Raw genomic sequence first — 24,854 nt, 5'->3', positions numbered from 1 at the left:
CCCTGAAATCCGGATGAAGTATAGCAAGGAGGAAAAGCGCGCCGCCAGAAGGTTCGGCGCACATGGCAGGAAATCTGAGCTAGCCGAGGCGGCGGATCGTGCCGCGCCGTCCGGCGCTTTCTTCCGGCCCTTCCCCCAGCGCCCGCGCTGCCGGGAAGGTCAGGGTGACGCAGGTGCCGCTTTCCTGGCTGCTGTCGATGCGCACCCTGCCGCCATGCAGCTCAATAAAGGCGCGCACAAGGGTGAGGCCGAGGCCCGTTCCTTCATGGGTGCGGGCGAGAGACGCATTGGCCTGGAAGAACGGCTCGCAGAGGCGCCCGACAATCTCCTCGGGCACGCCCATGCCATTGTCGGCAACGGAGATTTCCACCTCGCCTGCGGCAGTCACGGCGCTGCGCAGCACGACCATCGGCGCCTCCCCCTCCCGGCCGCCGAACTTGACGGCGTTGGAGAGCAGGTTCGTCAGCATCTGCTTGAAAAGGCGCGGGTCCGCATAGATGACCTGCGGACCGGCAAGCGCCACCGTAATTTCGGTATCCTGCGCTTGCGGCCAGGAGCGGGCGATACGCACACACGCATCGACCGTGGCCGCCACATTCATCTCATCTTCGGAGAGGCGCACATCGCCGGAATCGATACGGGAAATATCGAGAATGTCGTTCACGACGGCCAGCAAATGGCCGCCGCTCGCCACCACATCGAGCGCATATTGCTTGTAGCGATCATCACCCAGCGGTCCGAAGGTTTCGCGCGCGATGAGCTCGGAGAAACCGATAATGGCATTAAGCGGCGTTCTGAGCTCATGGCTCATATTGGCGATGAACTCGCTTTTTGCGCGGCTTGCCTCCCGTTCCTGGCGGTGTGCGGTTTCGACCGCCTTGGCGGCGCGGTGCCGCGCGGTCACATCATGGAACGTATAGGTCGCAATTTTGCGGTTGAGAATATGCCGGTCGCGCGGATCGCCCGGCACGAAGGAATGGGTGATCGAATATTCAAGGCAGATCGGGTCACCTTCCTGCCCGCCCCGCTGTTCCGGGCACTCCAGTACGAATTCGCGGGGGAAGGCGCCGGAATGATCCATCGAAGCCATCAGGCAGGGCGGCAGAAGATCGCCAAGACGGGCGCCCGCCGCTTCGTGCCGATTGAAACCGAAGATACGCGCGGCCAGCGGGTTGGCTTCTTCCACCATCCCGTCCGCGCCCGCAATGATGATGGCGTCCGAACTGTCCTCGACCACGCTGGTCATGAGCAGGCGGCGGTATTCGTTTTCCTGTTTCTGGCGCTGAATAAGCCGGCGCTGCTTGCGCAGTTCCGCCAGAACGGCATTGCCTGCCAGAAGCACCACGGCAAAAGACCAGGCAACGCTGTCGAGACCAATCGCCGCGTTTTCGAACAGAACAAAAGCGCCGGCTTGCAATCCGATGATCAAGACCAACCCGCCGCCCAGCACGACGGCCCAGCCTGCCCGTTTCGTCAGGAAACAGCCGAGCAGGCAGATCAGCGCCAGACCAGCTAATGTGACGGCCATGCCCGTGCGCCGGATGACGAGGTCCTGGGCAATCGTTTCATAGGCCATGGCCTGAATGACCGGGCCCGGCATGACGCCGTAATTGGGAACGGTGAGCTGATCGCCAAGTTCGATGGCGGTTGCCCCGATAATGGCTTTCTTGCCGGACAGTGCGGCCGGATCGAATTTCCCCTCCAACACGTCTATGTAAGAAAGACGCGGAATGTCTCCGGCGCGGATGCTGTAATTGACGTAGAAGAAGAGATCCTTGCGGTTGGCCTGTCCGGCCAGGAGCGCGGGCAAGGACATGTAGAATTTCTCATCCAGCCAGACACCGTAAGACGCGCGGCGGATGCGTCCGTCTACCTCCGGCTTCACATTGACATTGGCAAGCCAGGCATGTTCGGCAAACATTGGCAAGGGCCGCGTGACGACGATCTCGCTCGCCGCATCGCCCGCGCTTTCTTTCTGGAAGAAAAGCGGCAGCACGATCGCGCCCGGCGCGCGGGCAAAGGCCTCTGCAAGCACCTGATTTTCAGGCGCCTCGCTCATCCCGCTCAAATCAATATCGAAGGCAATCTGGTCGGCGCCCGCGCCGCGCAAGTTTTCGACAAGCCGGGCATGGAGGTTGCGGGGGAGCGGCCACTTTTCGATCGCTTTGAGCGTCTTCGCGTCGATCTGCACGACGGCGACATCACCGCTTGCCGGATGCTCGACCTTGCTCATCCTCTGATCGAGCAGCCACAGCTCGAACTCCTCCCAGCCGCCGCCAAAATCAATAGCGGCAACGAGCAGAAAAATGCCAAAGGATATTAGCGCTTGCCTCACATCACTCCCCAAAAACACGCCGGGCCATTCTTACCGCAGAGGCGCTCGGTAAGAATGGCCCATCAGGCGTTAATTTTTGCTGTCGGCTCAGCTATTTCCCCGGCCGTTACCATTGCCATTTCCCTGGCCATTGCCGTTACCGCCGCCATTGCCGGGATTGGAACCGCCAAGACCCGGAGGCAAATTCCCGCCGAGGCCGGGAGGCAGCGGATTACCTACACCCGAAACCGCTCCGGCTACGGAGGAAGCAGCACCGGCCGCGCCATTGGCAGCGCCTGCGGCCGCATTGGCAAGGCCCGGTGCAGCGCCCGAAAGACCGGGCGCGGAACCGGAGAGGCCAGGCGCAGAGCCCGAAAGGCCGGGGGCTGCGCCTGAGAGACCAGGGGCGGCGCCTGAGAGACCAGGGGCGGCACCTGAAAGACCCGGTGCGGCGCCGGAAAGACCGGGCGCGCTGTCCGATAGGCCCGCAACGGCGAGGCCCGGCGCATTGCCGGAAGCACCGAGCGCAAGGCCGGTAGCGGTAGCGGAGGAGGCCTCGTCATCGAGCCCCTCGCCCGCGGACTGACGGGCGGCGGCGGCCACGCTCTGGCCGATACCGCGGGCAAGACCGTTCGTTGCCTTGCCGATATCAAGGGCGGCGCTCATGCCGTTTTCGATACGCACGGGAGCGGCAGCCGATTTCGGCGTTTCGGTGGCCGGAACCGGCTTCACATTCGTGCCTTTTTCAGCGCGCGACTTATCCGCGCCGCGCTCGACCGGCGCCACGCCGGGACCCGACACCGAAAGACCGCCCGCAGCGCTTGCAAAGGATTGTGCCGTCTGGCCCGGGCGGATAAGGCCCACATCGCCGGTGCCCAGATCGATTACCTCGACCGCGCCTTCGACGACATGTACTGCCGAGCCCTTACCATCCACCGTGACAGTGAATTTCGTACCCTTCACGACGGCGGCAAGGTAAGGCGTTTCCACCTCGAAATGCTGGCGGTCCTTCTTGTCCACGCTCAAAAGGATCGTACCCATGCGCTGAAGAATGGTTGTCATCATGCCTCGGTTGCTCTCCGGCGCGAGCGAGAGAGACGTGTTCGGCGAAACGACGATGGACTCGTCACCGCGCGAAAGAATGACGCGGCCGTCGGTTCCCGTCTTGATGACGGAACCTTCGGACAATGCGCGCCCTGCGCCAAGAGAGATAGGCTGCGCGTCCTCAGAGAGTACGCGCACATCGCCGCTCATTTTTTCGATCTGCCAGCTGGCGCCATCCGCCTGAGCAGAAAACGGCAACAGCGCAGCGAAAAAGGCGAGCGCAATTAAACGGCTGATAGAATGCAGGCGGGCCATGACGAACCTCTTCCATAAGTTGCAGTGCAAGCTTAGGAAAAATTCACAAAAATTTGCGGCTTTTCGCGGCGGCTGGTTAAAACTTCGTTAACACGCCAATTATGTTGCATTTTAGCAAAACCGGTTCGGGTTTTCTTTACCTCATGAAGGCAGTCTATCCCTCTGTTTACGGAGCGATGAAAGAATGCGCCTCAGCGCCTGTCATGGTAAAGGAAGTGTTAAGCGGCTGGGACTGACCCTCGGTCTCGCGCTCGCTTCCGTTTGTTTTTCGCACCATGGCGCGCGCGCAGCCGATGCGGACCCGAGCCAGATCGAGCAGAATCTCGAACAGCGCAAGGAGCTGCGCAGCCCCGCCGCGCGCGGTGAAGACGCACCCGTTCTCAGCACACCGGGCAGCGGTGCGGCGGGTGAGATCGAACCTTTTCTTCTGACCGGCATCCGGCTCACCGGCGCCGAGCTGATTGCGCCGGAAGATTTCATTTCTTCTTATGAAGAGTTCATGGCGCAGGACGTCACCGGCGCCGATCTTATGGTGATCACGCAGCGCCTGACACAGCGGCTGAAGGCAGCCGGCTATTCCCTTTCTTACGCGTATGTCCCGGCACAGGATGTGAGCGCCGGGGTTTTGACCATCGACATCATTGCCGGACGTATCGGCGGCGTGAGTCTGAACGGTGTGGAGAACACAGAGCGGCTGCGCCCTTATTTCGGCCCGCTTCTTTCCTCGGAAGCCGTAACCCAGGCGGAGCTGGAGCGGGCCGTTCTTCTGGTTCATGATCTTTCCGGCCTTGAGGTCAGCGACATTGCCGTTGAAGAGAGCAACGAACGGGGCCTTTACGACCTGAAACTGCAGCTTGCCGAAAAAAATATCGACGCTTCTTTTTATGCGGATAGCCGGGGCACCCGCGCTGTCGGCCCTATTCAGGCGGGTCTCAGCGCGGCCTATAATGGTCTCATGAGCCTTGGCGACAGACTGTCCATCACCTATTTCACCACGCCTGAAACGCCGCAAGAACTGCACTATGTGCAGGGCGGCTATGATTTGCCGCTCGGACATTCCGGCCTTCTTCTATCAGGTACGTTCTCTTACAGCGATGTCGATGCGGGCGACAGGCTATCGCTTGCCAACACGCGCAGCGGTTCGACAAGCGGCGATATCGGCTTGCGCTATCCGCTGATCCGCACACGCGGTACATCGCTCTGGATCGGCGGTAAGGTGAGCGCACGCGAAGCGCATGAGAAAAACGACTTCGGCACCGTTTTCGAGGATAGCCTGCGCGTTCTGCGCGGCAGCGTCGATTACACGCTCTCCGACGAGTTCGGCGGACAGAATTACGTTTCCTTCGAGGTCTCTCAGGGCCTGACGCTGGTCGGCGGCTCCCGGCGCGGCGACAGCGCACTTTCAAGACCGGATGCGGGCGGCGCCTTCACCAAGGCGAAGCTCGAGGCGTACCGGCATCAGGATCTTTTCGGCACCGGGCTTGCGCTGGTGCTGCAAGCCTCTGCACAAAAATCGGCGGACCCGCTTTTGTCGGCCGAAGAGTTCAGCCTTGGCGGCGCGCGCTTCGGGCGGGCCTATCAATATGGCGAGCTGACGGGGGATGACGGGCTCGCCGGGTCCTTGGAGCTCGGATACACGCCGGAGCTTGGCCTTGATTACCTGAACAGCGCTACGCTTTACGGCTTTTACGATGTCGGGGCGGTATGGAACCGCAACGCGCTCGGGGACGGGCGCGAGTCCCTTGCCTCGGCCGGCGGCGGCCTCCGCTTCCAGCTCGACGGCGGGATCGATATCGGCCTCGAAGCGGCAAAACCACTCACCCGCGCCACCGCCTATGACGGTGACGATGGCATGCGCTACTTCTTTACGGTATCCGCTTCCTTTTAAAGCGCCACTCTAGAACGTATTAACGCCGCCCGATGCGAGCTCCTTCAAGGCGGAGACATCGCGGATCGCAAGCATATCCTTGAAATTCTCGATAATGTTCTTCTGCCGGAGTGTATTGAGAATCCGGCTGACATGCACTTGTGTCAGCCCAAGCGCATCGGCCACATCCTGCTGGCGTAGTGGAAACTGGATCGCATCGTCCTTTTTCAAAGAAAGCGCCGTCTGCTTCGTCTCCAGATAAAGGAGCATTTGCGCCACGCGCTCTTCCGCCCGGCAGCGGCCAAGCTCGAAGAGCTTGCGCTCCATATATTCCTTCTCCTCCAAACAGGTTGCAATAACGCGCCGGAAAAATGTTTCGTCGCTGCGGCAGAGATCGCGCATCACCTGCGCATCGAATACGCAGACATCCATGGCAGTCAGCGACTGAACGGAGAACTGATGCTTCTTTGCGAAAATCGAAGATGGGGAGACAAGGTCGCCCGGCATAAGGAATGAAAGTATCTGTCTGCGCCCATCCTGCGAGAGCATATAGCGGAAGGCCCAGCCATCGCGGATGACATAGATGTTTTTTATCGGTTCCGATTCCCGGTAGATCGTGCGCCGCCGGGGCAGTCGCTCACGGCCACGAAAAAACGGCGCGGGCGCATCCGGAATGATGGATTTAAAAAACCGGCAAAACCCCAAGCGGCTTAAATGACATGTCTCGCAAGAAATGTCCGCCGCCTTGTCATCCTGCTGATCGTTACTGCCGTCCCCTTCCACGTTTACCCCCGATACGCGGTTACAATTTTATTCCGCCCTGACCTACAAGAACCTACTTCCAAAACCTTCCGCCACAAACACTCTATCTGGTTTATACATAAGTTATAAAAACAGATACTATCCTTATGTTTCGGAATACTTTGTAAGATCGCTTTTTCTTTACGATTTTATTTAAACTCACCCGATTAGATGGCAGGGCAGAGATATAGAGGAAATCCTCTAGACCTCAAGGCGGACAATCGCGCCGCCACATTTATCGCGGGGGATGAGCCATGACAGCCACAGTAGAAAACGAGTTCCAACAAAACGAACGTCTCAGTTTCATGCAGATCGACGAAGCGATGTGCACACGTCTGGAGGGATTGTGGCCGCATATCGAAAAGGAGCTGCCGGAAATTCTCGACGGCTTCTATGCGCATCTGATGCAGCAGGATGAGTTGAAAGAGCTGATCGGCGCTCAGGCCGAACGGCTTAAAGGCGCGCAAGGCAGCCACTGGGAGCGGCTTTTTACCGGGCGCTTCACCAAATCCTATATGGACAGCGTGCGGACAATCGGCCTGACCCATAACCGCATCGGACTGGAGCCGCGCTGGTATATCGGCGGCTACCGCTACATTCTTTCAAAGCTGATCGGCAAGCTGGCGGCGCGGCGCTGGTATTCGCCTTCCGGCGCAGCGGGCGATATCGGCGCCGTCATGACCGCCGTCATGCTGGACATGGAGCTGGCGATCTCAACCTATCAGGACGCCATGGTGCATGACCGCATGGAGCGCCAGCATGCGCTGGAAAAAGCCATTGCCGATTTCCAATCCGATATCGGCGCGGCTCTGGAACAAATGCATGCCGGTACGCGCGAAATGACCGAGCACAGCACCGCGCTGACCAGCCAAGCGCATGTCACCCGCGATGCGGCAGCGACCGTTGCGAGCGCCGCCGAGCAATCCTCGATGAATGTGCAGGCCATTGCCGCCGCCAGCGAGGAAGCCCATGAAAGCATCGCCGAGGTTGGCCGTCAGGCAGCGCTCGCGAAAGAAGTGTCCGGCAAAGCGGCGCGCGAAATCTCGCAAACCGATACGGATATTCAAGCCCTTTCGGCCGCCGCCAACCGGATCGACGAAGTGGTCGCCATGATCAACGACATTGCCGAGCAGACCAATCTTCTGGCGCTCAATGCAACGATCGAAGCGGCCCGCGCCGGGGATGCGGGCAAAGGGTTTGCCGTGGTCGCCAGCGAAGTGAAAAAACTGGCCGGTCAGACGGCCCGCGCCACACAGGAAATCGAGGCGCAGGTCGGCGGCATTCAAGGGGCGATGACAAGTTCGATCGCCTCCATCGCGCAGATCCGCGAGACGATCATGCGGGTCGATGAAGTGGCGAGCGAAATCGACAAGGCCGTGCATGAGCAAAATCAGGCCTCCAACGAGATCGCCTCGAATGTGCAGCAAACGGCCAGCGGTTCGCAGAACGTCTCGGAGAATATCGGGAAGGTGGCAAGCTCCGCCGGTGAAACCCAGGCGACCGCGAGCGTCATCGAGAACATGTCCGCGCGCCTTTCGTCCTGCGGGGAAAGTTTGCAAACACATATTCAAACTTTCCTCTCCAAAGTACGCAGCGATGCGGCCTGAGCCGTGTCTGCACCAGAGTAGTTAAGCGAAACGGACAAGGCAGTTCATGGCACAGGATGCGACCCTTCCCCGGCTGGCGCAGCGGCTCACCGCGGCTATCCTGGCCGCACCTTCCAGCAAAGACGCCCTGACGCTTTGCCTGCGCAGCCTTGTTCTTTTCTCCGGCGCGCGCCATGCCGAAGGCCGTCTGGAGCGGGCCGGAGAACAAAGCCTTCACGCCGCCTATCGGGCAAAGCGGCAGGTCGCCGCAAACGCGGGGGCGGAAGAGAACGGGCAGCAGTTTACGTTGCAGCACGCTGGAGGGCTCTTACATCTTGCCCTTACCGGCGCGCCGCAGCTGGTGCCGGAAGCGCGCGCCTCAGCGCTTCTGGCGCCGCTTCTGCCCGTTCTTCTTTGCCGCGCGAAGGCGGATGGGGCGGCAGCGGCAGGCCGGCTCTTTTCCGACATCGTGCAAGCGGCGGGCGATGCGATCCTTTGCGTGAACGAGGAAGGCCGGATCGTTCTTTTCAATGCCCAGGCAGAACGAATTTTCGGCTATGCGGCAGAAGATATTCTGAGCGAGCCATTGGAAACGCTGCTACCCCGGCAGATGCGCGGCGCGCACCGCCAGCGCGTGATCGATTTTTCCACCGGCGCCGCGCAGGCAAAAACCATGGGGCGGCGCCCGGAAGTTTTCGGCCAAAGGCGGGACGGCACGCTTTTCCCGGCCGACATCTCCATTGCTAAAACAGAAGGCGAAACCGGCCTTCTTTTAACCGCCATCGTGCGCGATCTCTCCCAGCTGCGCCAAACCGAGCTTGCTCTTCTTGCCCGCGAACGCGAACTTGAAGAGATTATCGAGCGCATGCCTTTCGGCATCGTGATCGGCGAGGAAGAGACAGGGCGGATCCTGCTTGCCAATGGCGCCTTCGCACAGATTACGGGCGAACCGGTGGAGGCCATGATCGGCGCGCGGGCCTCGGCCTTCTTTACCGGCCTTGCGGCGCACTCCCTTGCCTTCGATCCGCTCTGGAGCCAATCGACTTTTCAGGGCATGGAAGTGGAAGTGAACCGCCGCGCCGGCAAACCCGCCAAGGCGCTCGTCTCGACCGTGCGGCTCACCTATCAGGGCAAGAAAGCGGTGCTTTTCGGCTGCAACGATCTCACCGCGCAATTGGAGACGCTCGCGAAACTGCGCGAAAGCCAGGCAAAACTGAAAAGGGCGCAATTCATCGCCCGCATCGGCGACTGGGAATGGAGCCTGGGCAGCGGCAAGGTAAGCTGGTCGGACGAAGCCTACCGTATTCTGAACCGGCGCCCGGGAGCCGAGCAGTTGCAGCCGGAAGATTTCATCCGGTGTGTGCATCCGGAGGACCGGCCGCATGTGCAAAGCGCCTTTACCGATGCCCGCCAAAATCTGGCGCCTCTTTCGGTTCAATGCCGTCTGGCGCCGCCGGATGAGGCCGCCCCGCCTCTTAAGACAGGCACGGCAAGCACCCGCCATATCCGCCTCGAAGGGCGGCTTGAAAAGGATGGCCACGGCCTTCCCGTTAAATGGGTGGGTACCGTGCAGGACGTGACCGAGGAAGCCGAGATCAACCAAGAGCTTATCGAAGCGCGCAACAAGGCACTGGCGGCGAGCCGCACGAAGACGCGTTTCCTTGCCAATATGAGCCATGAGCTGCGCACGCCGCTCAATGCCATTATCGGCTTTTCGGAAGTCATTGCCCACGATCTTTTTCACGGTGACATGACCAAGTACCGTGAATATGCAAACGACATTCTGCAAAGCGGCCATCACCTTCTCGACCTCGTCAATGACGTGCTCGATTCAAGCCGTGTGGAAGTCGGGCAGATCAAACTGAAAGAAGAACCGATCGATCTGCGCGCGCTTGCCGAAGAATCGGTGCGCATGGTGCGTGAGCGCGCCGATCAAAAAGGCCTCACCATTAGGCTGAAGACGGAAACGGACCTGCCTGCGCTTTATGCCGATCACAGGCTTTGCCGCCAGATCCTTCTCAATCTCCTTATGAACGCCATCAAGTTCACACCGGAGCAAAAAGAGATCGGCCTCGACATCGTTCCGCTTGCCTGCGGAAGGCTCAGCCTTACGGTTTGGGATCAGGGGATCGGCATCGATGCGCGGGATATGGCGCGCATCCTCCAGCCCTTCGAACAGGCGGAAACCTCGCTGTGCCGGCAGAATGAAGGGGTGGGTCTCGGCCTGTCGCTTTGTAAAAGCTTCGCCGAACTGCACGGCGCCGCGTTCCGCATCGAAAGCGCGCCTAATCAAGGCACACGCGTTTTCGTAACCTTTCCGCCGGAACGCAGCAGCGCACTCACACGAGCCCAGGCAACGATTGGGGCTTCAGAGGCCGCACCTCTTTTATCCTTAACGAATGCTTAACGGTTTTCCCGGCAGGTTGATTTCACTTCTCGAACGTGAGTCTTGCGGGTCCGACACACCGGTAAATCTGTGATAGTTTGAGAAGGCTGGCGCGCCTCACGGTACGCTGGCGCTGGGCATCGGGGGCAGACGCAACACGTTTCCGCCTATTAGGCGGACGAGTGGTGAGCTGCATGAGGCGTTACCGCCTCGACCAGAACCTGATTATGAATGTCCTGATCACGCTTGCGATCATCGGGACGGGGTTCTTTTGTCTGTCGCTTGCAACTTACGCAGACTACATCGCCCCGCTCTGGATGCCCGCAGGCATCGCGTTGGGTGCCTTGATCATTTGGGGCCCGCGCGCCATCGGCGCCATCTGCATCGCCCCCGCGCTCACCTACTTCCTTGTCGTGCTGAACCAAGCCGCCCCCGTCACCAGCAGGGCCCTGCTTATCGCCGCGTCGATCGGTCTGGTTTCCACATTTCAGACCTTGCTCGGCCGCGCCTTGATGGCGCGCTTTCTCGGTATCTCCACAACGCTGAGCAAGCAGCGCGACATTCTCATTCTGTTTTTCCTGGGCGGTCTTGCCTGCGCGGCCCTCGGCGGGGGCCTTGTCGCACTCATTCTCGCCCGTGCCAAAGATCTCGACGCCGCTTCGGCCTTACAATTATGGGGAATATGGACCGTCGGGAACGGCGTAGGTGTCATCACGCTCACCCCGATGATTGTCCTTATTTTTTCACCCTCCAAAGCCGTCAGTTCCCGCCGCAAGGTTTCCGCCGTTTCGGCACTTGTCGCCATTTTGAGCATTACCCTGCTCGCCTTTTCTCTTGTCGCACAATGGGAAGAAGAACGCCGCTGGCTTGCTTTTGAACGGCAGACGGAGCTTTTCGAACAGAGATTTTCAGAAACGCTCGACGGTCATTTCGAGAAACTGCATGCCATCGAACGGCTTTATGCAAGCTCCGTTACGGTTGACCGGCAAGAATTTTCCCGCTTCGTGCAAAAATCCTTCAGCCGCTTTCCCGGCTTTACCTATCTTGCCTGGGCCCCGCAGGTGCGGTTGGACGAGATTGCCGCCTATCAAGCCAAAGCTGCGGATGACGGCCTCTCCTTTGATATTTTCGCTTTCTCCAGATCGAACGGCAAGCAAGAGCGCGCACGGAAACCGGTTTACTATCCGATCTACTTTCTAGAATCGGAAAACGGTGACCGAACAGCTATCGGTCTTGACCTGGCCTCCGAACCCGCCCGCCGGCGCGCGCTGGAAGAAGCTGCAGAAACCGGCGAAATCACGCTCAGCCCCCCCGTCGAACTCTTTCAGCCGGAACAAGGACCCGCGGCGCACCATACCGCGGTGCTGGCCATACACCCGGTTTTTGCGGAGGAAAACACAGCGGACAATACCAGGTTGCGCGGCTTCATTGTTGCCGTTCTCAACCCGGGCGCCCTTCTCGCACAGACCCCCAACAAAGCCATCGGGAATACTCCGCATGTGACGCTGCAAGATGTCAGCAACAGCACTGGCCCAGCACATCTTTATGACAATAGACAAACCGGCCAGACCCAGGCCGGCGGCCGGGAGCTGGAACAGCGGCACCTGCTGCAGATTGGCGGACGGACATGGCAACTTACGGTCCGGCGGCAGGAATACGACGTGCTTTCCGACATCAATCAATGGCAGTCCTGGATGGTTTTGACCGGCGGCCTGGTCTTGTGCGGATTGATGGGGGTTCTCCTGCTCGTCATTACAGGCCGCAACGATGCCGTGGAAGAGCTGGTAGCCGCCAAGACACGTCAACTCGGCGCGGACGAGGAAAAGCTCCGCATGTTGATCCGGCATACTCCGGCCGCCGTCGCGATGTTCGATCTTGATATGCGTTACATCATGACAAGCGATCGCTGGATCGAAGACTACGGATTGCAGGATCGCAATATTATCGGTGCATCCCATTACGACGTTTTTCCAGAAATACGGGACATGTCCAAGTGGCTTGATATTCACCGGCGTGCGCTTAAAGGCGAGGAATTCTCCCGCCAGGAAGATTCTTTCGACCGGCCCGGTTCCGGACGCGAATGGCTGCGCTGGGAAATCCATCCCTGGTGGGATGCGAGCGGGCAAATCGGCGGCATCGTCATGTTCACGGAAGTCATTACGGCGCGCAAACGCCAGCAGTTCCGCTCCGATCTCATGCACCGCCTGGCGCTTGAAGCGGCAAGCGCCGATACGATCGAAACAGGACTTGCCGTCACCGTGGATGCGCTTTGCGAGCTGCTCGACTGTGAGATCGGTCACGCATATACGCTGCACCAACAGACCGGCACGCTTTTCTCAGCGAATGTCTGGCATCTGGACGCGGCTGATGTCGAGCATCAGGAATTCAAGCGTGTAACGGAGACGATGGATTTCTCTCCAGGCACGGGGCTTCCCGGTCTCGTTCTTGCACGCAAAGAACCCGTCTATGTAGACAGAACGCTGGACAATCCCTCGTTCCTGCGCAGCGCCATGCTGCGCCATATGGGAATGAATTGGGGTGTGGCTTTTCCCGTCTTCATTGCCGGAGAAGTGGAAGCTGTGATCGAACTTCACTCCTCCCGAAAAATCGGTACCTCGGCGGACATACGCGGCCTGTTCGAAATGGTCAGCCTGCAGCTTGGCCGGATTCTGGAGCGCAACAGGTTCCGCCGCGCGCTGGAAGAATCTTATCGCCTGAACGAGGCCATCGTCACACATGCGCCCTACATGATCATCGCGACGGATATGGAGGGCGAAATTATCCTCTTCAACAAGGCCTCCGAGGAAGCGCTCGGCTATACAGCCGCAGAGGTGATCGGCAAAAAAACGCTGCTTGCCTGGCACGACAAGGAAGAAGTGAGCCGGCGCGCGGCGCAGCTTTCCAGGGAACTGGGCTGGGCTGTGCCGCCGAACTTCTATTCTTTCACAGCCAAGGCACTGATCTCGGGCGGAGATAGCGCGGAATGGACGCTTGTGAGCAAAGACGGTCTGCGTTTTCCCGTCTATCAAACCATCGTGCCGCTGCGCGACGGCTTCAACCATATCACCGGCTTTCTTTGCGTGATTAGGGACCTGACTCAGCAGAAGGCACAGGAAGCGGCATTGGTGGAAAGCGAGCAGACTTTCCGCCTTGCCATGGAGCATTCCTCCGTCGGCATTGCGCTGGTGCGCCCCAACGGCAAATGGCTCAAGGTCAACCCGGCCCTCTGCCAGCTTCTGGGCTACGAGCGCGATGAATTGATGGAACTGGATTTTCAATCCGTCGTGCATCCGGAAGATCTGCAAATTCACATCGATTACGTCCGCCGGATGCTGAAAGGGCAGATCCAGGCCTACAGCATGGAGCGGCGGCACGTGCGTAAAGACGGCAGCTCCGTCTGGGCGCTTTTAAGCATTTCACTTGTGCGCGATTCTTCCGGCCGGCCGAATTATTTCGTGGCCCAGGTGCAGGACATTACCGAGCGTAAGATGATCGAGACGATGAAAAACGAGTTCGTTTCGACCGTCAGCCATGAATTGCGCACGCCGCTCACCTCCATCCGCGGCGCCTTGTCCCTGATTGCAAGCGGAGCAACGGGACAGCTGCCGGAAAAATCGGCCCGGCTGATCGATATCGCTCACAAGAACAGCGAACGGCTTATCCTCATCATCAACGACATTCTGGATATCGAAAAGATCGAATCGGGGCGTCTGGAGATCCACCTCTCAACGGTCGATGCGGCCTCCTTCATCGAGCAGGCGCTTGAGACAAATGCGGCCTATGGCGACAAGTACGATGTGAGTTTCAAAGCCGAGGGTATAGCGCGCGGGCTTTATGTCACTGCCGACCCCGACAGGCTCATGCAGGTCATGGCCAACCTTCTCTCCAACGCCGCGAAGTTTTCTCCCAAAGGCGCACAGGTGACGGTGAAGGCCGAGCGGCGGGACGCAATGGTGCGCTTTTCCGTGCACGACCGGGGCGCCGGCATTCCGCTCGAGTTTCAATCCAAAATCTTTCAGAAATTCGCGCAGGCGGACCATTCCGACACACGCCAGCACGAAGGAACGGGGCTCGGCCTCAGCATCACCAAACGCCTGATCGAACTGATGGGCGGGTCCATTTCCTTCACGTCCCGCCCCGGCGAGGGCACGACCTTCTTCTTCGAGCTTCCTCTCGCGCAGGCCCATGAAACCGGCGCGCAAGTACAAAATGCCACCTCTACAGATCATGAACGCGGCACCCTCTCACACAAACCCGCTCTTCCCTCTGGCATCCGGCCGCGGGTTCTGCATGTGGAAGACGACAGCGATCTGGCCGGTGTGATCAAAGAGTCGCTTGGTACTGAAATAGACCTGATCCAGGCTGCCTCTTTGCAGGATGCAAAGACCAAACTTGCCCATGAAACGTTTGATCTAATGGTGCTGGACCTGGAACTGCCCGACGGGTCGGGGCTCGAGTTGCTTCAAATATTCCATGACGAAAACGGCAACGCGCGCCCCATCATCATCCTGTCCGCCAGCGACATTGGTCAAGATATCCGCCGCAAGGTCAGCGCCGTTTTGGTCAAGTCCCGGGCGTCGGAGGAGACGATTATCGAAACCATTCTTTCTCATCTACGCGCCGTTTCGGTTCATTCCGCGTGAGGTTCCATGAAACAGCTTTCTCACATCCTGTGTATCGATGATGAAGAAGATATCCTTGAGATCGCGCAATTTGCACTGGAGACGGTCGGCGGATACCGGGTGAGCACCTGCATCGGCGGCCAGAAAGCCTGTGCCGGACTTGGCGAGCGCGAGACGCCAGATCTTATTCTTCTCGATGTCATGATGCCCGGCATGAACGGGCCGGAGACGCTCCGGAAACTGCAAACCAGTGAGCGATTTTCAGATGTGCCTGTGGTCTTCATGACGGCGAAGGTTCAACCAAGCGAGGTGGCGCACCTGCGAGAGCTTGGTGCGGCCTCCGTCATCGCCAAACCGTTCGACCCCATGACCTTGCCGGACCAGCTGGAGAAGATTTGGAGTGCGTATCATGGGGCAGGCTAAACCATCCGCTCCCGGCACGATGGAAGCGCTGCGTGCGCGTTACGTGCAGCGCCTTGCCGCGCGGCGCGGCGAGCTGCATGCATTTGCCGCCGCCTTTACTGCAGGGAGGGACATCGACGACGAGGAGCTGCGCTATCTTGTGCATAATCTGGCAGGCTCCGGAGCGACCTATGGTTTTCCAGAAGTTTCGGCGCTGGCGGGAGATCTAGAAGACCTTCTTGCAGTGCCCGAGACCGGCGCCAACCGGGAAACCAAAGCCGATCTGATCTGGCGGCTGGTGGAAGCCTGCGACAATGTGCTTACCGAACATGCGCCGCCTGCAGAGGAGCATGAAACTGCTCCGGCAATGACCAGCGCCCACGCATCGCCGGACGATCTTGCTTGGGCCGAAGAAGACCTCGCGGAAGCAGGCACTCTGACTGCGCCTGTGCAGGAGCCGGCCCCTGCCCCAGCTTCTGCGCCGGCATCGCCGCCCTCCCAGCGGAACAGACCCGTCCTGCTGACGGTGGATGATGATCTCGATATCCGTGAGGCCGTGGAGATGCTCTTCGAGGATATCGCGCTTGTCTACAGCGCTGCCGATGCCAAACACGCTCTGGAACTTATTCAGGAAAAACACCCCGATGTGGTGCTGCTCGACGAGCGGATCCCCGGCATGAGCGGCGTCGAGCTTCTGGAAAAACTGGGCACCATGCCCGAGCTAGCCAATATCGCCGTGGTCATGCTGACGGCCAATCATGAATCTTCTTCCGTTATGCGCGCTATTGCAGCCGGGGCCGTCGATTATCTCGTCAAGCCCTTCGAACCTGAAACGCTGAAAGAACGGGTAGGCGCCATGCTGGAAAACGCCTCCCTTTCCATTCTCATTGCCGATGACGATCCGCTGATTCGTGATCTTTTGTCGGGTAAATTCCGCGCCGCCGGTATGGACGCCGAAACCGCGCGTAACGGCATGGAGGTATTGGAGCTTACCGCCCAGCGTTCCTTCTCGCTCATCATTTTGGACCGGATGATGCCGGGCATGGATGGGCTCGCGGTCTTGAAGAAGTTGAAAAGCACCGCCGCCGATCATGCGCCGCCCGTGCTTTTTTTGACGGCGCGGCGGAACGAACAAGATGTCATTGAAGGGCTGCGTGAAGGCGCTCTTGATTATGTGGTCAAACCCTTCGTGCCGGATGAAGTGGTTGCCCGCGCCTTGCGCATCATCGAACGGGAACGGGAAGAGAGGCACGCTTGAAAAAGACCTCAAAACAAAGACAAAGTTTTTCAGCATGGAAGACCGCCCTGCCGCTGGCATGGGCTCTCATCGCCTTGTTCACTTCCCCCACAAAGGCGGAGCCTTCCGCCGGGCAAATCACCGAAGAGGCGCGTGCGCTGGCGGCTTCAGAAGACTATGAAAGCGCCGCCGCGCTTCTGCGCCAAGGCATTGCGGAATACCCTGAAAGCGCCCGGCTGCAACTGGAACTTGCCCGTGTCTATGGCTGGCAGGGCAAATATGCGGAAGCGGAAAACATTATCGCAGAACTGGAGCGACAAACGCCGGGCAATCCCGATGTGTCGCTTGTTGCCGGATATCTTGCTTACTACCAAGGCTATTATGCGCAGGCTCAGCAGCGCTTCGCCTCGATCCTTGAAAATTATCCTGGATATGAAGATGCGGAAAACGGCCTTGCCAATGCCCAGCGCGCGCTTGCCGCGCAGGACAAGTCCGAATGGCGCAGTGACACGGGCTTTGAGTGGAGCCATTTCGAGCGGCAGGACAGAGCGAACTGGTTCAACAGCTTCACCCAGCTTTCCCATCAGATGTCCTCGGGGGAGACGGTACTGCATGGACGGGTCGAGCGGTTCGATCAGTTCGAGACGATCGACACATATTACCAGGCCGGGATCGACCACCGTTTCACGGAACGTCTCTATGGATATGTCCATGCGGGCTTCACGGCCGGTGCCGATTTCCGTCCGCAGCGGCGGCTCCTTCTCGGCGGCGGCTACCGGCTGACGCCCGTTACGCCTCACGCGCTGCCTGTCTGGCTCACACTCGATCTGCAGCACGATAAATACAAAGACACGGAGGTGAGTAATTTCAATCCGGGGCTGCGCATCAATACCGCGCCCGGCTGGGCGCTTGCCGCCAAGCTCGTCACGGTGAAGGAAGCCGGGCTCGACCCGCTTTATGGCTGGAGCGGCAGGCTCGACGGGAAACTCACCGATAGCCTTGCCTTCTACGGCGGCTATGCCAATGCGCCCGAAGCGGTCGCCGCCCGCGTTGTGGACACCGCCACGCTTTTCGGTGGCATTCGCCTCGACCTAAGCACGCGTCACACGCTCCGGCTCGGCTATGCGCGTGATGACCGCGAAAACTCCTATATCCGCCATGCTCTCAGTGCCAGTTTCTCCGTTGCCTTTTGACACTTTTCTGCTGCTTGCCGCGCTTTGGGGCTCGTTCGGCCTTATCGTTCTTTCCATCGGGCTGTCGGCGGGACTTGTAGCGAACCGCCTTTTGCGGGACCGCAGAGCCCGGCTGAGCGCCCGGCGGCGCGGCGAGGTTGCCGCCTTTATCCGTCACTTATTGAACACGAAAATACCCGCGCCGCTTCTTGAGCAAACACCTTTTGCCCCGCAGGATCTGCCCGCCGCCTTTGACAGCGCGCTCGCCACGATCCGTACCATCAAGGGAAGCGAGGCTACCCGCCTCGTCAGCCTGCTGGATGGCTGGGGTATGCGGGCGCATATCACAAAGCTTCTTGAAAAAGGCACCCGCCCACAAAAGATCAGGGCTCTTACCTATCTGGCGCAGTGCCGCGACGATGAAAGCCTTCGGCATATCATCGACACTTCCCGCAGCGCCGACCCTTACGTGCAGCTTGCCGCCCTGCGCGCGCTTTCCCGGCGCGGCGATGCAGAAGATCTCGGCATCGTGTTGGATCACATGAAAGAGGCGGGGCAGCGGAACACACTCGTCCTGACCGAAATCCTCACCTCCTTCGGCACCCCCGCACTCCCCACGCTCTTCACGCTTGCCGCCTCCGATGCGCCCGATCCCATGCGCCTTGCTGCCATCACCGCGCTCGGCACCATCGGGGCGCGGGAAGCCGTGCCCTGCCTCCTTGAGATTGCGGCAAGAAACGAAACCGGCGCGGAGCTGCGGGCCCGCGCGCTGCAAGCATTGGGACGGATCAGAGACGAGCGGGCGGAGGAGGCCGTGCTGGCCGGCCTTGAGGCGGCGGAGGCGCCGATCCGTGTACAGGCGGCCCGTGCGGCCGGCCGGTTGACACTTGCCCGCGCGCTCCCCCTTCTTACCCGTCTGCTTGAAGACCCCGTCTGGTGGGTACGCTACCGCGCCGCCGAGGCGCTGCTTGCCTTTGGACGGCGAGGCCGGGTGCTGCTTGAGACCTACGAGCCGCCGAAAGAAGGAGACTCAAATATCGCGGCGCAGGTGCTGCGCGAAAGGAGGGGATGATGCCCGAGCTCGCCTCTTTGATGCAGACCCTGCAGGCAACGCTTACCCCCTATTTTCCTTGGATGGTCACGCTTTCCTGGGCGATCCTGTTTTCCAGCGCGGCCCAAATCGCCGTCTACATTATTCAGCTTCCAGCGGCATGGGCGGAGCTGCGCCGCTACTCACAGGTCGGCGACACGGAATCGGAATGGCAGTTACTCGTCTCCGATGCCGTTTTGCCCATCACTCTCATCCTACCTGCCTATAACGAGGAAGCGGTTATCGTCGAAAGCACCCGTTCGATGCTGGGGCTCGAATATCCGCAAAGCGAGGTGATCGTCGTCAATGACGGCTCGAAAGACCGCACACTCGATGTTCTAAAAGAAGCCTTCGATCTGGAGCCCATCGAGCGGGCCTACAATCCTTCGGTCCCCCATGCCCCGATCCGCTGCCTTTACGGCTCGCCGCTCTATCCGAACCTGCTCGTCATCGATAAAGAAAATGGGGGCGGGAAGGCCGATGCCATGAATGCCGGTGTCGATCTTTCCCGTTGCCCGCTTTTTTGTGTTGTCGATGCAGATTCACTGCTTGAAGCTGCGGCCCTTCTGCGCGGCGTCCGCCCTTTCATGGAAGAGCCGGAAAGAACCATTGCCGTGGGCGGCACGATCCGCATTGCCAATGGCTGCGAGGTCGTGGGCGGGCGTGTCATGCATGCAGGCCTTCCCGATAAGTTTCTGCCGCTCGTGCAGACGCTGGAATATATCCGCGCTTTTCTCGTTGCCCGCCTGGCGCTTAGCCGCTGGGGTATCCTGACCATCATATCCGGTGCCTTCGGTATTTTCCGGCGGGATGTGGTGGTGGAAGTCGGCGCCTTCTCTCATGATACGGTGGGCGAAGATTTCGACCTCATCGTCAAATTGCACCGGCATATGCGCAGTCAAAACAAAACCTATGACATGAAATACGTGCCCGAGCCCGTCTGCTGGACGGAGGCGCCGGAAACCCGCAAGGTGCTCAAAGCTCAGCGCAAGAGATGGCAGCGCGGCGCGCTGGAGGTTCTGTTCAAAAACCGCGATATGCTGTTCAACCCGGCTTATGGGCGCATTGGCATGCTCGGCCTGCCCTATGCCTTTATCGTCGATTTTGCCGGGCCGATTTTTCAGGTTCTCGGCTACCTTCTTCTACCGGTCTTTTTTCTTCTCGGGGCCATCCACCTTCCCTTTCTGCTGGCCTATATGGCACTTGTCATTCTTTGCGGTATTTTTGTCAGCCTCTCTTCGCTCTGCCTGGAAGAAATGGAACTGCAGCGCACGGAAGGAACCGGCGGCCTTCTGAAACTCATGGGCGTCGCCGTGATCGAGAATCTCGGTTACCGCCAACTCAATAATTTCTGGCGCATGGCCGGCTGGTGGGAATTCCTTCGCAAAAAGCAGGGTTGGGGCGAAATGACGCGCAAAGGGTTTGCAACGAAAGCAAATGCAAGCACCAAAGATCTCGGCTGACGGCTGTCGCCGGAACCCTCGCACCTTTTTGGTTGACCTGCTTTAACCTTACTTTTCATTAGCGATGATGAACGGCTTTTCCGTCGCTTTTTGGGAAAACCCGTTCACGTCACAAAAGCTTGAATTAAATTTTTCGATTGACGCAGAGGACTGTTACGAGTCTTTAATCCGTGCACCGCACAATTCATCTTTTCAGGCGAAATATCCGCCGAACCCATGAGCAAACCCGTGACCTCTCGCTTCAGCTACAGATCGCCCGCCGTCAAAGCGCTGCTTGACTATTGGGGCAGCCTGCCGCGCCACGGATACGCGCCGCTGAAACGCGACTTCAATCCCATGGCGCTGCGCGGATCACTATCGCACGCCATCCTGCTCGATATTGGCGAGCCCGACGACATTCTCATGCGGGTCGTCGGTACCGCGCATGTGAACCGGCTGGGGAAAGAGGTTACGGGCAAGAATATGCTTCTGGGATTCGAGGAAAGACTGCGTCCCTCCGTCGGTCTTACCCATTGGCTGGCGAGCCGCCACCCGTTCGGCACCTTTGCGGAAGTGGAGGAAACCTCCTCGGCGGGGAGCAAAGTTTCCCTGGAAGTGATTACCCTGCCGCTTCTGGGAGACACGGACGAGCGCTCGTTTCTGATCTCAGTCGGCTACGCGCTCACCAATTCAGGCGGCCATAAAAGCGAAGCGCGCGGCAAGCGCCTTAGCTCCTGGCACCGGCCCGTCGTGATCGATCTGGGCAACGGTATTCCCGATAACTTGCCCGAAGCCGATCCCGACCTTGGACAAAGCGAACCCGTTCTCATCACTCTGGATGATGCGCTTTGGGGCTTTATGGGCGAAAGCTGCTCCAGCTGATCTTTCCGGCCCGCTTCGCTTCACTCCGCCGCATCGAGCCGGCTGATCACTTTCTTCTTGCCCCAATGGCCGCCGACATTGCTTTTGAAATGCGGCGGGCGGCTTGCGAGCGCCCGTGTTTCCAGCCAAAGCCGTTTCAAGTGCCGCACCTGCCCGCTTTCCCGGTCGTCCCGGTAAGCGGTGCGTGCATGAAGGACGTGATAATTGTTCACGAACTGCATGTCCCCCGGCTCGAAATCCATCAGCACCGCAAAGCGCGGGTCCTGGGTCATCTCATCGAGAAGCTGCATCGCTTCTTCGGCAAGCGGGGTGATGCGCGGCGCGCTTTCATGGCGCTGGGAGGCAAGAATGTAAGGGCGGATGTAACGGGCAAAGAGCCGCTCCTCCCAGCGGGTGAAAACCGGCACCTCGTACCAGGGTTTGCCGCCTGCCGCTTCCTCGCCGCGGTAATCATAAGGCTGCGGCTTATAAAGCTCGGCCAGAAGATCGGGCCGCGTTTCGGCAAGCTCGTTATGGATCGCCAGAATGTTGCAGACCGCCGATAGACCGCCTTCGGCCGGGCGCTGCAGACACATGAGCCCCACAAGGTCCGAGCCGTCGGAGTGATAAGGCAGCGCGATGCCGCCGAGCTCATTGCCGCGTGCGGTATTGTCATCCAGCGCTTTTCCCTGATCCGTCACATCGCCCAGCATGTGGCCATGCTTGTTCTGCGGCCAGGGATTGCCGAGATGAAGCCCGATGCCCCAATAGGCAAGGCACATCTCATCGTTCGAATAATCGAGCCGCGGCAGCCCGCGCAGGAGCACGAAACCGCGCCCGTCGATCAGCTCTTTCTCGATGCGCGCGAGGCGGGCGGAAAGATGAGGGAGCGGAAAATCTTCCCGCCCGATTTCCAGCATATTGGAGGAAACGCTTTTGGCATGGGCGAGCGCCGCATCGATCTCATCGAGCTCGTCCCGGCTCAGCTCTTCCGTCCAGCGGGAAGCATCGGCCACATCGCCGCTCTGCCAGCTTGCCTGAACCTCAAGCGGGCGCACATCATCCGCCGTCATGACTGGTTCCTCCATCCCGTCTCCTCCTCTTTTGCCCCGCGCGCTCTCTTTAAGCCGGGGCAGGCTGCGCGCCGCGCAGCAATTTGCCGGGCACGGCGCCCGTCCCTTCATCATCGCGGGCAATGATCTCGCCCGAGACGATCGTCGCTTTATAGCCCTTGGCGCGCTGCACGAGGCGGCGTCCGCCCGCCGGCAGATCGAACGCCACTTCCGGGCGGAAAAGAGAAAGGCCCTGATAATCGATCACATTCAGATCGGCCTTGTATCCCGGCTTCAAAATGCCCCGGTCGAGCAGGCCGACGGCCCGCGCCGTATCCTGAGTATGGGCTTTGACCACGAAAGAGAGCGGCAGGCGCTCGCCTCTTTTCCGGTCGCGCGTCCAATGGGTGAGCATATGGGTGGAAAAACTGCCATCGCAGATCATGCCCACATGCGCGCCGCCATCGCCGAGCCCCAGCACCGTGTCCTTATGCAGCATCATTTGATAGGAGGGCTCGAGCGAGTTCTGCGCGTAATTGAGAAACGGAAAATAGAGCATCGCCGTGCCGTCATCCTCAAGCATGAGATCATAGGCCAGCGCCAGCGGCTCGAGCCCGCGCGCTTTCGCCCGCGCGCCGATGCTGGTTTCAGGATCGGGCTCGTAATCGGGCACGCGGTCCAGCGCATACATTTTGTGAAGATGGGCGAGCACCGAGCGCATGAAGGGATTGTCGGTCGCAGGCTCTTCTTTCAGCAGCTTTTCCTTGAAAGCCGGATCGCGCATCTTTTCGACTTTCGCCGCAAGCGGCAACGAGGCGATTTCCTTGAAACTCGGATGCGCGGAGAAAGGATTGAGCGTCAGCTCCAGCCCCAAAAGAACCCCGACGGGCCGCCCGCAGACCTGCGCCTTCATCGGCAGGCCTTCATTCGACGCCGCCTCGATCTGCGAAAGAAGAAAGCGCCAGCCTTCCGGCGCCTTTTCGTTCTGCGCGAGGGAGAGCGACAGGGGCCGGCCCGATTGCTCGACCATTTTGCGCAACATGGAAAATTCGCGCGCCGGGTCGGCAAAATCCGAGACGACCTGCAGAACGCCGCGCCCTGCCGCCTTCAACCCCATGGCGATGCCGATAAGCTCATCTTCTTCGGCGGTGAGCGTCGGCGTCGGCGAGCCGTCCGAGGTTCGGTGATTGAGCGTGCGGGAGGTGGAAAAGCCGATCGCCCCGGCGCTCACCGCGTCCTTTGCGATGGCGGCCATGGCGGCAATATCATCGGGCGTTGCCGGTTCCCGGTTGGCGCCGCGCTCTCCCATCACATAGACACGCAGCGCGCCATGGGGAAGCTGCGCGGCAAAGTCGATATTATGAGGCAGCGCTTCCAGCGCATTGAGATAATCGGGGAAACTTTCCCAGTTCCATTTCAACCCTTCGGCGAGAACGGGGGCGGGAATATCTTCCACCCCTTCCATAAGGCGGATGAGCCGGTCATGGTCCTCACGCCGGCAGGGCGCAAAGCCGACGCCGCAATTGCCCATCACAGCAGTCGTCACCCCGTGATTGGAAGAGGGGGAAAGATCTGCGCTCCAGGTTGCCTGGCCGTCATAATGAGTGTGAATGTCGACAAAGCCCGGCGTAACCAGCAGTCCCCTGGCATCGATTTCCTCGGTGCCCTTGCCCGCGACTTTGCCGATTTCGGCGATCTTGCCGTCCGACACCGCAATATCGGCCTCGAAAAGATCCCCGCCCGTGCCGTCCGCCACGGTGCCGCCGCGTATCACCAGATCATGGGTGCCCATAACTCTCCTCCCCGTTTCTTTTTTGAAAATCCTACGCCTCCCCCGCCGCCCCAGCAAGCACAGGCGCCGGAAGGCGATTTCCCCTGCGTTTTCGGCTTATTCATCTTGCACCCACCCGTTCAGTTTCTAAACTTAGGGCCGAGGGGGAGTTGATGGATAGTCTCGCACTTACGGTCGCCAGCGCTTTTGGCGCGCTCGAGCTCGATCTTGCCTGGACCGCGGATTGGCGCGTGCCGGCGCTGATCGGTCTCGGCTTTGCCTTTGCCTCGGCGATGATCGTTGCGCTTCATCAGTTCCGTTTCTTTTCCCAGATGCGCAATCCGCAAGCCTTCATTGAGCAGGAACTGAAACGCGCGCGCCTTCATCTCGGCGCGCCGCCCAAGAAAGACAGCACCATCGCCAAACGCAAAAGGAAAATCCGCCGCGTGAAACAGGCCGCCTGGCGCGCGCTCTGGGCACGGTTCTGGCTGCTCTTCACAGCAGGTCATCTCATTCCCTCCGCGCTGCTCTTCATCGTGGTGCTGAATTACAGCGCCTTCCGCCCGGGCAGTTTTCCTTTCGAGGAAATTGCGAGCGGCCTTGCCCTTGCAAAAGCGGACCCTGCCAGCAGCGGTGTCTTCGTGCTCGGGCAGTTTTTCCGGGGCGCATTTCTCGATGTCGCGGAAATCTTCCGCGTGGAAACGGGGCCGATCACGAACAACACGTCCGACTGGCTCTTTTCCAGCATTCTGGTTTTCTTCCGCGCGCTGACCGGACTTTATACCGGCGCGCTCTTGCTCTTTCTCGCCCAATCCCTTCTTGTGCGCCTGCGCATCGCGCGGATGCTAAACCGCAAAAGCAATGAGGAACTTGGCGTTTGACCCGGCCTTCC

General features: G+C 59.7%; 16 protein-coding genes. 11 read left to right on the top strand and 5 right to left on the bottom strand.

Annotated features, from left to right (window positions below):
* Positions 1 to 79: 79 nt before the first annotated feature.
* Both ACOQOT_RS00440 and ACOQOT_RS00435 read right to left on the bottom strand, forming a co-directional pair.
* On the bottom strand, positions 80 to 2,335 hold the full coding sequence (locus ACOQOT_RS00440; RefSeq protein ID WP_420560457.1) for a CHASE2 domain-containing protein: 2,256 nt from the start codon (positions 2,333 to 2,335) through the stop codon (positions 80 to 82).
* A gap of 87 nt (positions 2,336 to 2,422) precedes the next feature.
* Positions 2,423 to 3,673, bottom strand: a complete 1,251-nt coding sequence (locus ACOQOT_RS00435) for a FecR domain-containing protein (RefSeq protein WP_420560456.1) — start codon at positions 3,671 to 3,673, stop codon at positions 2,423 to 2,425.
* 184 nt (positions 3,674 to 3,857) lie between these two features.
* Here ACOQOT_RS00435 and ACOQOT_RS00430 point away from each other — a divergent pair, with 184 nt between their 5' ends.
* A complete protein-coding gene (locus ACOQOT_RS00430; RefSeq protein WP_420560455.1) occupies positions 3,858 to 5,561 on the top strand; it encodes a ShlB/FhaC/HecB family hemolysin secretion/activation protein in 1,704 nt (567 codons plus the stop codon).
* A gap of 9 nt (positions 5,562 to 5,570) precedes the next feature.
* Here the strand turns inward: ACOQOT_RS00430 and ACOQOT_RS00425 are convergent, their stop codons facing one another.
* Positions 5,571 to 6,323 (bottom strand): Crp/Fnr family transcriptional regulator, encoded by a 753-nt coding sequence (locus ACOQOT_RS00425; protein ID WP_420560454.1) that lies wholly within the window; start codon positions 6,321 to 6,323, stop codon positions 5,571 to 5,573.
* A gap of 272 nt (positions 6,324 to 6,595) precedes the next feature.
* Between ACOQOT_RS00425 and ACOQOT_RS00420 the strand changes: the two genes are divergently transcribed.
* The 9 genes from ACOQOT_RS00420 to ACOQOT_RS00380 all read left to right on the top strand — a co-directional run bounded on the left by ACOQOT_RS00420 (position 6,596) and on the right by ACOQOT_RS00380 (position 21,160).
* Positions 6,596 to 7,948, top strand: coding sequence for a protoglobin domain-containing protein (locus ACOQOT_RS00420; RefSeq protein ID WP_420560453.1), 1,353 nt, complete (start codon positions 6,596 to 6,598; stop codon positions 7,946 to 7,948).
* Between the two features lie 46 nt (positions 7,949 to 7,994).
* Positions 7,995 to 10,334 carry a PAS domain S-box protein gene (locus ACOQOT_RS00415; protein WP_420560452.1) on the top strand — a complete coding sequence of 780 codons (2,340 nt, stop codon included), beginning with the start codon at positions 7,995 to 7,997 and terminating at the stop codon, positions 10,332 to 10,334.
* A gap of 77 nt (positions 10,335 to 10,411) precedes the next feature.
* On the top strand, positions 10,412 to 14,956 hold the full coding sequence (locus ACOQOT_RS00410; RefSeq protein WP_420560451.1) for a PAS domain S-box protein: 4,545 nt from the start codon (positions 10,412 to 10,414) through the stop codon (positions 14,954 to 14,956).
* Positions 14,957 to 14,962: 6 nt separating this feature from the next.
* Complete coding sequence (locus tag ACOQOT_RS00405) at positions 14,963 to 15,358, top strand: response regulator (protein ID WP_420560450.1); 396 nt, start codon at positions 14,963 to 14,965, stop codon at positions 15,356 to 15,358.
* Positions 15,345 to 16,595: a response regulator gene (locus ACOQOT_RS00400; protein ID WP_420560449.1), complete on the top strand. Its 1,251-nt coding sequence runs from the start codon at positions 15,345 to 15,347 to the stop codon at positions 16,593 to 16,595. The genes ACOQOT_RS00405 and ACOQOT_RS00400 overlap by 14 nt, the downstream gene beginning before the upstream one ends.
* A gap of 74 nt (positions 16,596 to 16,669) precedes the next feature.
* Entirely contained in the window at positions 16,670 to 17,767 is a 1,098-nt protein-coding gene (locus ACOQOT_RS00395) for a YaiO family outer membrane beta-barrel protein (protein WP_420560448.1), read from the top strand.
* Entirely contained in the window at positions 17,757 to 18,818 is a 1,062-nt protein-coding gene (locus tag ACOQOT_RS00390) for a HEAT repeat domain-containing protein (RefSeq protein ID WP_420560447.1), read from the top strand. Before ACOQOT_RS00395 ends, ACOQOT_RS00390 begins: the two co-directional genes overlap by 11 nt.
* Positions 18,818 to 20,299, top strand: a complete 1,482-nt coding sequence (locus ACOQOT_RS00385; RefSeq protein WP_420560446.1) for a glycosyltransferase family 2 protein — start codon at positions 18,818 to 18,820, stop codon at positions 20,297 to 20,299. Before ACOQOT_RS00390 ends, ACOQOT_RS00385 begins: the two co-directional genes overlap by 1 nt.
* Before the next feature lie 228 nt (positions 20,300 to 20,527).
* Positions 20,528 to 21,160, top strand: a complete 633-nt coding sequence (locus ACOQOT_RS00380) for a PAS domain-containing protein (RefSeq protein ID WP_420560445.1) — start codon at positions 20,528 to 20,530, stop codon at positions 21,158 to 21,160.
* A gap of 20 nt (positions 21,161 to 21,180) precedes the next feature.
* On the opposite strand, the gene ACOQOT_RS00375 is transcribed toward ACOQOT_RS00380, so the two are convergent.
* Together ACOQOT_RS00375 and ACOQOT_RS00370 are read right to left on the bottom strand one after the other, a co-directional pair.
* The gene (locus ACOQOT_RS00375) at positions 21,181 to 22,227 is read right to left on the bottom strand and encodes a TauD/TfdA family dioxygenase (RefSeq protein ID WP_420560444.1); all 1,047 of its coding nucleotides are present in this window, start codon (positions 22,225 to 22,227) and stop codon (positions 21,181 to 21,183) included.
* Between the two features lie 34 nt (positions 22,228 to 22,261).
* Positions 22,262 to 23,983: an N-acyl-D-amino-acid deacylase family protein gene (locus ACOQOT_RS00370; protein ID WP_420560443.1), complete on the bottom strand. Its 1,722-nt coding sequence runs from the start codon at positions 23,981 to 23,983 to the stop codon at positions 22,262 to 22,264.
* 152 nt (positions 23,984 to 24,135) lie between these two features.
* Here ACOQOT_RS00370 and ACOQOT_RS00365 point away from each other — a divergent pair, with 152 nt between their 5' ends.
* Positions 24,136 to 24,843, top strand: a complete 708-nt coding sequence (locus tag ACOQOT_RS00365) for a hypothetical protein (protein ID WP_420560442.1) — start codon at positions 24,136 to 24,138, stop codon at positions 24,841 to 24,843.
* The last annotated feature ends 11 nt before the right edge of the window (positions 24,844 to 24,854 follow it).

The sequence above is a fragment of the Tepidicaulis sp. genome, assembly GCF_965222285.1.
Lineage (GTDB): Bacteria > Pseudomonadota > Alphaproteobacteria > Parvibaculales > Parvibaculaceae > Tepidicaulis.
The sequence above is the reverse complement of the archived record's forward strand: the minus strand, read 5'-3'. Positions and strand labels throughout refer to the sequence as shown.

Bases quoted from the DNA above. Each gene is read 5' to 3' on its own strand.
- ACOQOT_RS00435 (WP_420560456.1), bottom strand. From the start codon at position 3,673: ATGGCCCGCCTGCATTCTATCAGCCGTTTAATTGCGCTCGCCTTTTTC.
- ACOQOT_RS00430 (WP_420560455.1), top strand. From the start codon at position 3,858: ATGCGCCTCAGCGCCTGTCATGGTAAAGGAAGTGTTAAGCGGCTGGGA.
- ACOQOT_RS00420 (WP_420560453.1), top strand. From the start codon at position 6,596: ATGACAGCCACAGTAGAAAACGAGTTCCAACAAAACGAACGTCTCAGT.
- ACOQOT_RS00415 (WP_420560452.1), top strand. From the start codon at position 7,995: ATGGCACAGGATGCGACCCTTCCCCGGCTGGCGCAGCGGCTCACCGCG.
- ACOQOT_RS00405 (WP_420560450.1), top strand. From the start codon at position 14,963: ATGAAACAGCTTTCTCACATCCTGTGTATCGATGATGAAGAAGATATC.
- ACOQOT_RS00400 (WP_420560449.1), top strand. From the start codon at position 15,345: ATGGGGCAGGCTAAACCATCCGCTCCCGGCACGATGGAAGCGCTGCGT.
- ACOQOT_RS00385 (WP_420560446.1), top strand. From the start codon at position 18,818: ATGCCCGAGCTCGCCTCTTTGATGCAGACCCTGCAGGCAACGCTTACC.
- ACOQOT_RS00375 (WP_420560444.1), bottom strand. From the start codon at position 22,227: ATGGAGGAACCAGTCATGACGGCGGATGATGTGCGCCCGCTTGAGGTT.
- ACOQOT_RS00370 (WP_420560443.1), bottom strand. From the start codon at position 23,983: ATGGGCACCCATGATCTGGTGATACGCGGCGGCACCGTGGCGGACGGC.
- ACOQOT_RS00365 (WP_420560442.1), top strand. From the start codon at position 24,136: ATGGATAGTCTCGCACTTACGGTCGCCAGCGCTTTTGGCGCGCTCGAG.